Below are 9114 nucleotides of genomic sequence, written 5' to 3'. Positions count from 1 at the left end.
CACCACGGCATCGCCGCGACGCCGTCGAGCCTGGGCCGCGGCTGGCGCGGCAGGGCGAGCGCCAGCAGCACCACCGCCGCCATCGCCGCGGTCGCCACCAGGAAGCTGACGGCGCCGACCGCGAAGGGCGCGCCGAGATCGCGACGCAAGAGGGCGTTGACCGCGCCCTGCACCGGCAGCACCGCGCCGGCGGCGAGCGCCAGCAGGATCCATCCGGCCCGCGACAGGGTCGCGATGGTGCTGCCGCCGGACTGGCCGAGCACGATCGCCGCGGCCCCGGCCAGCACCAGTGCCGTTCCCGCCAGGGCTGCGGGAGCGAAGCCCCCTGCCGGCACGCCGAGCAGGCCGAAGCCGTCGAGCGCCAGCGAGGCCAGCATCTGGCCGGCGATGAACAGGCCGACGCTGACCACCGCGCCGAGCCGCGGAAACAGCAGGATGGTCGAGACCACGTAGACGGCGCTGGCGACGCCGCCGATCGCGTGCCACCAGACCACGCCCGGCAGGGCGGCAAGGGCCGAGACCGTGCCGGTCATCAGCGCCGCGGCCAGCAGGATGGCGGTGCCGACCGAGAGCTGCAGCGTGGTGGCGGCGAAGGGGCTGCCGGTGGCCTTGGCCAGCTGGGCGTTGGCGCCGGCCTGGACCGCGAGCAGCCCGCCGGCCAGCAGCGAGATCGGGACGAACAGGGTTTCCATAAGAATTCTCCGACCGATCGTTCGGTCAATCTCGGCTGCCGAGGACGGGCACGCGCAGGCCGCGCTGCACGGCGGGCCGGGCGGCGACGGCGTCGTACCAGCGGCGCAGGTTGGGGCTGGCGTCGAGGTCGAGGCCGATATGCACCAGCCCGGCATGGATCCAGGGCCAGTTCATGATGTCGGCGATGCCATAGGCCTCGCCCGCCAGATGGCTGCGCCGGCCGAGGGTGCCGTCCAGCACCCGCAACACCCGCGCCGCCTCGGCCTCGAAGCGGCCGATGACATACGGGATCTTCTCCGCCGAGAAGATCTTGTAATTCCAGAGCTGGCCGAGCGTCGGGCCGAGATGGGCGGCCTGGAACAGGGTCCATTGCAGCGCCGTCAGCCGCTCTCCGGCATCGGCCGGCAGCAGCTTGCCGGAGCGCTCGGCGAGATAGGTCAGGATCGCGCCGCTCTCGAACACGGTGCGGCCGCGGTCCGGGTCGGTGATCACCGGGATCTTGTTGTTCGGGTTCAGCGCCAGGAAGGCGGGCTCGCGCTGCTCGCCGGTCTCGATGTCGACGATGTGGACCTCATAGGGCAGGCCCGTCTCCTCGAGCATGATCGAGGCCTTGTGCCCGTTCGGCGTCTGCCAGGTGTAGAGCTGGATCGGGGTCATCTTCGTCTCTCCGGAAGGCGGGCCAGCCCCGCCGCTGGAGAGACAATGAATGGTGCGCGGACGCAGTTCGATCTGTGATACTGCAGCGATCATCTGCGTCTGCGCACAGGCCAACTCATGGACAGCCGACTTGATTGGGAAGACCTGCACACCGTGCTGGCCGTGGCGGACTGCGGCTCGCTGGCGGGCGCCGCGCGGCGGCTGGGCGTCAACCACACCACGGTGCTGCGCCGGATCGGCGGCTTCGAGCAGCGGCTGGGGCTGCGGCTGTTCGACCGGCTGCCCGGCGGCTACGCCCTGACCGCCGGCGGCGAGCAGCTGGCGGCGGCGGCCCGCGGCATGGCGGCGACGGTCGAGGCGCTGGAGCGGCGCCTGGCCGGCCAGGACCTGCGGCTCGAAGGCACGCTGCGGGTGGCGACGGCCGACACGCTGACGGCCTCGCTGCTGCCGCCGCTGCTGGCCCAATTCCGCGAGCTGCATCCCGGCATCGTGCTGGAGGTCACCACCGCCAACCTGATGGCGAACCTGACTCGGCGCGACGCCGATGTCGCCATCCGGCCGGTGCTGGACCCGCCGGAGACGCTGGTCGGCCGTCGCGTCGCCGACATCGCCTTCGCCGCCTATGCCGCGGCCAGCCACCCGGCGGCGCGGGCCGGGACGGTCGATCCCGTAGCGCATCCCTGGGTGGCGCCGGACGACAGCCTGGCCGGCACCTCGGTCGCCCGCTGGATGCGCCGGGCCCTGCCGGACGCGACGATCGCGCTGCGGGCGGATTCGCTGGTCGAGCTGTGCCGTGCCGCCTGCGCCGGGATCGGCCTGGCCGCCCTGCCCTGCTATCTCGGCGATGCGTCCGAGGGGCTGGTGCGGATCGCCATGCCGACCGTGCCCGAGGGGGCGGCGCTGTGGGTGCTGACGCATGAGGATTTGCGCCGCACCGCCCGGGTCAGCGCCTTCACCGAATTCGCCGCGGCCGCCCTGGCCCGCCAGCGCGACCTGCTGGAAGGCCGGCGGCCGGCCGTGGCAGTCTAGCCCCGGCGCAAGACCATCGGAGGAACCCCATGGCCGTGAAGCGGATCGTCACCAACATCGCCACCAGCGACGTCGCCCGGGCGCAGGCCTTCTACGGCGACCTGCTGGGCCTGCGGCTGGTGATGGACATGGGCTGGATCCTGACCTTCGCCTCCGACGCGACGATGACGCCGCAGCTCAGCGTGATGACCGAGGGCGGCTCCGGCACCCCGGTGCCGGATCTCTCGATCGAGGTCGACGATGTCGACGCGGTGCACCGCAAGGCGGTGGCGATGGGCCTCGTGATCGAGTACGGCCCGGCCGACGAGCCCTGGGGCGTGCGCCGCTTCTATGTCCGCGACCCGTTCGGCCGGCTGGTCAACATCCTGACGCACTGAGCCCGCCGGCTCAGTTGATCCAGACCGCGAAGCTGAGGAACTCGCCCTCGAAGGCGGCGGTCGCCTGCTCCCAGAAGGAGCGGTCGCTGACCGGGCCGTCCTCGAGATAGGGCACCATGTCGGTGCCGGTCAGCAGCAGCACCAGGTCGAAGGGCTGCGGCGACTCCAGCAGGCGGCGCAGGTTGAAGCCCTGGTCGAAGCGCCAATGCGGCAGCAGCTTGTCGCCGTTCAGGATCGCCTCGGATTCCGCCATCAGCGCCAGCCAGGAGTCGATGCGCGCGTCGGTGATGCTCATGCCCGGGATCAGGCTGGCCTGCTTCGCGTTCGGCAACCATTCTCGGTCGTCGTCGGTCTCGGCCCGGATCGACGCCCACATCTGCTGGCTGAGCCTGGCCGCCGCCAGGAAATGCTCGCGCGTCCGCGGCAGCCGGTCGGGCTCCGCCACCGGCCAGTTCAGCAGATGGACCCAGGCGATCATGTCGGCGATCCGCCCGTCCTCCGGCCCCATGAACATCCCCTGGGTGGGCAGGGTCAGCGCCGCGGCCAGCGGCGAGTCCGGCCGCGGGAACAGCAGATGCGCGGCGGCGTCGAAGCTGCGGTGCCAGTCGCGCGCCAGCAGGAACTCGGCGCCCGCGCGCAGCACATGGGTGTAGGCGCGCAGCCACAGCACGTCGCCGGTGTCGAAGGCGATCACCAGCTTGCCGGAATTGGCGGGGTCGCCCTGCCCGCCCAGCAGCACGGCGCTGTAGACGTCGTAGAGGGTGGCCTCGCCCCGGCCGTTGCCGGCGAGGTCGAGCTTCACCCGCCCCATCGCCACCGGCAGCTTCACCGGCCGGTCGCCCAGCGGCTGCAGCGTGCGGTCGACCGCATCGAGGTCGTCGACCAGCGCCTGCAGGATGGCGCGGGCATCCTCGTAGCGGATCACCTCCGGCTCGGGGTTCGGCGGCACCGGCATGGTCAGCAGCGGCACCGATACGATCGATTCTTCCGGCGGCCGGAAGCCGTAGCGGTACAGGGTCTGGCTGAAACGCTCCGTCGCCTTGGCCAGGCGGACCAGGCCGAGCCCGGCGATCGCCTCGGCATCGTCCGGCTTCTTGGCCAGGATCGCGGCCAGGACCTTCTCGCCCTCGGCGATCGAGCCGGCATAGAGATGCTTCTGGGTCAGCTCGACCGGCGTCGCGGCCGCGGCCGGCGCGGCCCCCAGGTGCAAGGCCAGGGCGGCGGCGGCCAGCCAAGCCAGGCCCTTCGGCCGAGTTGAGACAGTCGTCCTGCTGAAAAGTGAACCGGATTCACTTCGATGGAGGGTAATCAAGCCAGTCGCCTTTCAATATTCACAGCAACCGGACCAGACGATTCCCCAACTTCATGTCACAATTCAGGCAGTGCCGTAGAGTTGGATCAGGTCCCGTCCGCGGCGCCCGGCGCCACCAGCGCGGTGCTGCCATAGCCGAGGTCGCGCAGCTGGCGCGGGATGCCGTCGCGGACATGGCCGCTGCCGGCCAGCACCACGACCAGCGGCGTCCCGGCCGCCCGGGCCTCGGCGATGCGCGCGGCCATCGCCCGGTCCCACAGCAGCTGGATCTCGACGAAGCGGCGGAAGCCGCGGTTGAGCGCGTCGCCCTCCGCCGCCCGGCCATGGCCGGCGAAGGCGGCGGCGAGATACCGGTTGTAGTCCGGCGACGGCGCCACCGGCCGGCCGAGATCGAGGTCGGGCCAGGCCTGCAGCGCCGCCCAGCCGTCCCGCCCGACCGCGCGCACCACGTCGCGGTCGACATTCAGCGCGATCAGCGGGATCCGGTGCATCCGGGCGAAGGCGAAGATCGGCCGGTACAGGCCGAAATCGAAGCCCCAGGACCGGTCCCAGTCGACCTCGCTCAGGAAGGCGGCCTCGTCCAGCCCGCCCGCAGTCCAGGCGTCGAGCGCGGCCTGGCGGCTGCGCGGCACCATCTCCAGTCCGATGGCGAGGCCCGGCTGCTCCTCGCGCAGCGCCGCGATCCGCTGCAGCTGCCAGTGATGATCCGCCACCCGGTCGTGGGTCTCGCCGAGCAGCACGACGCCGCCGTCAGGCCGCGCCGGGGCGGGCGCGGCGCAGCCGGCCGCGGACCAGCCGAGCAGCCCGACCAGCGCCAGGGACAGAATCCTCCCCCTCATTGCCATTCTTCCGCTCCATCCGACACCAGTCTCATGTGGCAGCGTTCGCCGCCGACGGCAACCGCTTCGCCGCGACCACCGGCAGGGTTGCGCCAGGCCACGGAAATCGCGAGCTATGACACCGGTTCGAAGCGAGGAGTCGGGATGACGAGGGGAACGGCAGAGGCATGACCGACATCGCGCAGGCGGTCATCGAGTTCATCGGCCAGCATCCGCATTGGGCCGGCCTCCTGATCTTCCTGATCGCCCTGACCGAATCGGTGGCGGTGGTCGGGCTGTTCATCCCCGGCTCGCCGATCCTGATCGGCATCGGCGCCGTGGTCGGGCTCGGCCATCTGCCGCTCTGGCCGATGCTGATCTGGGCCACCGCCGGGGCGATCATCGGCGACGGCGTGTCCTACGAGCTGGGGCGGCGTTACCGCGGCACCATCCTCGGCGCCTGGCCGATCAGCCGGTATCCGGCGCTGATCGCGCGCGGCGAGGCTTTCTTCCGCCGGCATGGCGGCACCAGCATCGCGCTGGGCCGCTTCCTGCCGATGCTGCGGCCGATGATCCCGATGGTCGCCGGCGCGCTGGGCCTGCGGCCGGGGCTGTTCTACGCCGTCAACATCGCCTCGGCGATCGTATGGGCGCCGGCCCATATCCTGGGCGGCGCGGTGCTGGGCGCCTCGCTGGGCGCGCTCGGCGCGGTCAGCGGCCGGCTGGTGGCGATGCTGGCGGTGCTGGCGCTGACGCTGTGGCTGCTGGTCGTCGCCACCCGCTGGGTCTGGCGCCGGCTGCTGCCGCTGCTGGGCTGGGCGCAGAATGCGGTCCACCGCTGGGCCGTCGCCCGCGGCAGCCGCCCCGCCCGCCTGCTGGCCCGGCTGGCCGACCCGGAGGAGCCGGACCTGCGCGTCATGGCGGCGCTGGGCATCGTGGTGCTGGTGCTGGTCGCCGGCTTCGTCAACCTGCTGCGCCTGGTCGCCGCGCATGGCGGGACGGCCCGGGCCGACGCCGCGATCAGTGCCTTCGTCCAGGCGCTGCGCACGCCCTGGGGCGATGCGGCGCTGACCGTCGTGACCATGCTGGGCGACGGCCGCACCATCGCCGTGCTGGCAGTCGCCGCGATCGGCTGGCTGCTGCTGCACCGCGCCTGGCACCGGGCCGGCGGCGTGGCCATCGCCATCGCCGTCACCGCCGGCTTCGTGCCGCTGGTCAAGGGCCGGCTGCAGATCGCCAGGCCGACCGACCTCTACAGCGGCGCCGACGCCTTCAGCTTCCCCAGCGGCCACGCCGCCTTCTCGGCCGTGCTGTACGGCATTCTGGGCTGGCTGGTGGCGCGGGGCCTGCCCGGCCGCTGGCAGCTGGTGCCGCTGAGCGTCGCCGCTGCGCTGATCGGGCTGGTCTGCGCCTCGCGCGTCTACCTGGCGGCGCATTGGCCGTCCGACGTGGCCGCCGGGCTGATCTTCGGCCTGGGCATGACCATCGCCTTCGCCATGGCCTTCCGCCGGTCCGATCCGGAGCAGATCCACCCCCGCCGCTTCGCCGCGGCGCTGCTGCTGGCCCTCGGGATCGCCGGCGGCGCGCATGTGGCGACCGGCTTCCCGGGCGCCGCGGCAATGTATGCGATCCGCGACACGACCGTGGCGATCCCGGCCGCGGACTGGCGGGCGGAGGGCTGGCGCCGACTGCCGCAGCGCCGCATCGACCTGGAAGGCGACGCCGAGCAGCCCTTCCGGCTGCAATGGGCCGGGCCGCCGGAGGCGCTGGCCGCCGCCCTCGCCCCCTTCGGCTGGACCGCCCCGCCCGGCTGGAGCGTCGCCACCGCCGCCCGCTTCCTCGACGACGCGGCCGACGCCCGGACCCTGCCGGTGCCCCCGGTGCGGCAGGACGGCCGGATGCCGGGGCTGACCCTGATCCGGCCGGATGCCGGCGGCTCCGGCCGCCAGGTGCTGCGGCTGTGGCGCTCGGGCTTCGCGCTCGAGGGCGGCCCGGCGATCCTGCTGGCGGCGCCCGGGATCGAGACGATCCACCACCCGCTCGGCCTGGTCAGCGCCATCGACGCCGAGGATGACGGGCCACTGCCGGAGCTGCCCGAGCTGGCGCGCCTGCCGAATGCGGCGGAGCCGGCGCCGGGCCTGGTCCTGGCCCAACCCTGATCGAACTGCGGCGCAGGGTAGCGGCCGTTGCACCTTCCCGCCCCTGGACGGATGCGGCGCCGCGCCGCATGATTGCGATCGCGATCCGTTCTCAGGATCGATTCCTCCACCCCGGGTACAGTCATGTCCAACACGGCCCAGACGGAAGAGCCGAAGACCCTGATCCTGACCGGCGCCAGCCGCGGCATCGGCCATGCCACGGTGAAGCGCTTCAGCGCCGCCGGCTGGCGGGTCATCACCGTCTCGCGCCAGGCCTTCTCCAAGGAATGCCCGTGGCATGCGGGCGAGGAGGACCACGTCCAGCTCGACCTGTCGGACGTCGGCGACCTGGAGCGCGGCATGGACGAGCTGCGGGCCCGGCTGCCGCTGGGCAAGCTGGACGCGCTGGTCAACAACGCCGGCATCTCGCCCAAGCTGCCCGGCGGCAAGCGCATGGGGGTGATGGCCACCGACTATGCGACCTGGCTGCACGTGTTCAACGTCAACCTGTTCGCCACCGCGCTGTTGGCCCGCGGGCTGTTCGAGCCGCTGAAGGCGGCCAAGGGGTCGATCATCAACGTCACCTCGATCGCCGGCGGCCGGGTGCACCCCTTCGCCGGGTCGGCCTATTCCACCTCGAAGGCGGCGCTGGCGGCGCTGACCCGCGAGATGGCGCATGAGTTCGGCGCCCATGGCGTGCGGGTGAACGCGATCGCGCCCGGTGAGATCGACACCTCGATCCTGTCGCCGGGCACCGAGGCGATGGTCGACAGCGAGATCCCGATGAAGCGGCTGGGCAAGCCGGAGGAGGTCGCCGCAACGATCATGTTCCTTTGCACCTCCGGCTCGTCCTACATTACCGGGGCCGAGGTCCACATCAACGGCGGCCAGCATGTCTAGGCGCTAAGCCGCCGCCTCGGCGGAACAAAAAAACAGGGAGTCTCCGTCATGATCCGTTTCACCCGCCTCCTGCCCGCGGCAGTGCTGGCGGCCGGCATCGCCGCGCCCGCCATGGCCCGCGACCTGACCGTGGTGTCCTGGGGCGGCACCTATCAGGACGCGCAGCGCGAGCTGTATTTCGAGCCGTTCAAGGCCGCCGGCACCCCGATGCATGACGAAAGCTGGGACGGCGGCATCGGCGTGCTGCGGGCCAAGGTCGAAGGCGGCGATTCGAGCTGGGACGTGGTCCAGGTCGAATCCGAGGAGCTGGCGCTGGGCTGCGAGGAAGGCCTGTTCCAGCCGCTGAACTGGGACGCGATCGGCGGCCGCGACGCCTATCTGCCGGCGGCGGTGAACGATTGCGGCGTCGGCGCCATCGTCTACAACTTCATCCTGGCCTATGACGGCGCCAAGATCGCCGACGGGCCGAAGAGCTGGGCCGATTTCTGGGACGTGAAGAAGTTCCCCGGCAAGCGAGCGCTGCGCCAGGGGCCGAAGACCAATCTGGAGATCGCGCTGATGGCCGACGGCGTCGCCCCGGCCGATGTCTACAAGGTGCTGTCCACGCCCGAGGGCGTGGACCGCGCCTTCCGCAAGCTGGACGAGTTGAAGCCGAACCTGATCTGGTGGACCGCCGGCGCCCAGCCGCCGCAGATGCTGGCGGCCGGCGACGTGGCGATGACCACCGCCTATAACGGCCGCATCGCCGCCGCCAACGACGCCGACAAGAAGGACTTCAAGATCGTCTGGAACGGCAGCCTGTTCACCATCGACAGCTGGGTGATCCTGAAGGGCTCGCCGAATGTCGATGCGGCCACGAAGTTCCTGGCCTTCATGGGCAAGCCGGAGAACCAGGCCAAGCTGCCGACCAAGATCACCTACGGCGTCACCAACAAGGCGGCGACGCCGCTGATCCCGGCCCAGTACCTGCCCGGCCTGCCGACCAGCCCGGCCAACATGTCCCAGGCGATCGAGCTGAACGCCGAGTTCTGGCTGGAGAACATCGACAGCCTGACCGAGCGCTTCAACACCTGGGCGGCGAAGTAGGTCTGGCTGTTGCTGATGCCGGATAGTCCGGTGAAGAACGGGACCGCGGCGTTCTGTGCAACCGGAGAGATCGTTGACGCGTTGCCTCTCCCGCTTGCGGGAGA

General features: G+C 71.6%; 9 protein-coding genes. 5 read left to right on the top strand and 4 right to left on the bottom strand.

All coding sequences use genetic code 11. The annotated features are described in order from the left end of the window. Both ACTOWL_RS36860 and ACTOWL_RS36855 read right to left on the bottom strand, forming a co-directional pair. A partial coding sequence (locus ACTOWL_RS36860; RefSeq protein ID WP_441326286.1) for a DMT family transporter occupies positions 1-692 on the bottom strand: 692 nt, incomplete at its 3' end. A 25-nt stretch (positions 693-717) separates the two neighbouring features. Further along, a complete protein-coding gene (locus ACTOWL_RS36855) occupies positions 718-1350 on the bottom strand; it encodes a glutathione S-transferase family protein (protein ID WP_441326285.1) in 633 nt (210 codons plus the stop codon). A gap of 117 nt (positions 1351-1467) precedes the next feature. On the opposite strand from ACTOWL_RS36855, the gene ACTOWL_RS36850 reads away from it, so the two are divergent. Together ACTOWL_RS36850 and ACTOWL_RS36845 are read left to right on the top strand one after the other, a co-directional pair. Next, positions 1468-2379, top strand: coding sequence for a LysR family transcriptional regulator (locus tag ACTOWL_RS36850; RefSeq protein WP_441326284.1), 912 nt, complete (start codon positions 1468-1470; stop codon positions 2377-2379). 29 nt (positions 2380-2408) lie between these two features. Beyond that, positions 2409-2756: a VOC family protein gene (locus tag ACTOWL_RS36845; RefSeq protein ID WP_441326283.1), complete on the top strand. Its 348-nt coding sequence runs from the start codon at positions 2409-2411 to the stop codon at positions 2754-2756. 10 nt (positions 2757-2766) lie between these two features. Here the strand turns inward: ACTOWL_RS36845 and ACTOWL_RS36840 are convergent, their stop codons facing one another. Further along, positions 2767-3966 (bottom strand): hypothetical protein, encoded by a 1200-nt coding sequence (locus ACTOWL_RS36840; protein ID WP_441326282.1) that lies wholly within the window; start codon positions 3964-3966, stop codon positions 2767-2769. Between the two features lie 188 nt (positions 3967-4154). Continuing rightward, entirely contained in the window at positions 4155-4907 is a 753-nt protein-coding gene (locus ACTOWL_RS36835) for a ChaN family lipoprotein (RefSeq protein ID WP_441326281.1), read from the bottom strand. Positions 4908-5074: 167 nt separating this feature from the next. On the opposite strand from ACTOWL_RS36835, the gene ACTOWL_RS36830 reads away from it, so the two are divergent. From ACTOWL_RS36830 to ACTOWL_RS36820, 3 genes are all read left to right on the top strand, one after another. Continuing rightward, a complete protein-coding gene (locus ACTOWL_RS36830; RefSeq protein ID WP_441326280.1) occupies positions 5075-7045 on the top strand; it encodes a VTT domain-containing protein in 1971 nt (656 codons plus the stop codon). 123 nt (positions 7046-7168) lie between these two features. Further along, on the top strand, positions 7169-7924 hold the full coding sequence (locus tag ACTOWL_RS36825) for an SDR family NAD(P)-dependent oxidoreductase (RefSeq protein WP_441326279.1): 756 nt from the start codon (positions 7169-7171) through the stop codon (positions 7922-7924). 48 nt (positions 7925-7972) lie between these two features. Continuing rightward, a complete protein-coding gene (locus ACTOWL_RS36820; protein ID WP_441326278.1) occupies positions 7973-9010 on the top strand; it encodes an extracellular solute-binding protein in 1038 nt (345 codons plus the stop codon). Positions 9011-9114: the final 104 nt, after the last annotated feature.

Source organism: Inquilinus sp. CA228, from assembly GCF_052078665.1.
In the GTDB taxonomy this organism is placed as follows: domain Bacteria; phylum Pseudomonadota; class Alphaproteobacteria; order DSM-16000; family Inquilinaceae; genus Inquilinus.
Note: the sequence above shows the minus strand (reverse complement) of the source record. Positions and strands in the feature narration are given on the sequence as shown.

Coding starts and splice junctions, on each gene's coding strand:
- ACTOWL_RS36845 (WP_441326283.1), top strand. CDS start 2,409: ATGGCCGTGAAGCGGATCGTCACCAACATCGCCACCAGCGACGTCGCC.
- ACTOWL_RS36820 (WP_441326278.1), top strand. CDS start 7,973: ATGATCCGTTTCACCCGCCTCCTGCCCGCGGCAGTGCTGGCGGCCGGC.
- ACTOWL_RS36855 (WP_441326285.1), bottom strand. CDS start 1,350: ATGACCCCGATCCAGCTCTACACCTGGCAGACGCCGAACGGGCACAAG.
- ACTOWL_RS36830 (WP_441326280.1), top strand. CDS start 5,075: ATGACCGACATCGCGCAGGCGGTCATCGAGTTCATCGGCCAGCATCCG.
- ACTOWL_RS36850 (WP_441326284.1), top strand. CDS start 1,468: ATGGACAGCCGACTTGATTGGGAAGACCTGCACACCGTGCTGGCCGTG.
- ACTOWL_RS36835 (WP_441326281.1), bottom strand. CDS start 4,907: ATGAGGGGGAGGATTCTGTCCCTGGCGCTGGTCGGGCTGCTCGGCTGG.
- ACTOWL_RS36825 (WP_441326279.1), top strand. CDS start 7,169: ATGTCCAACACGGCCCAGACGGAAGAGCCGAAGACCCTGATCCTGACC.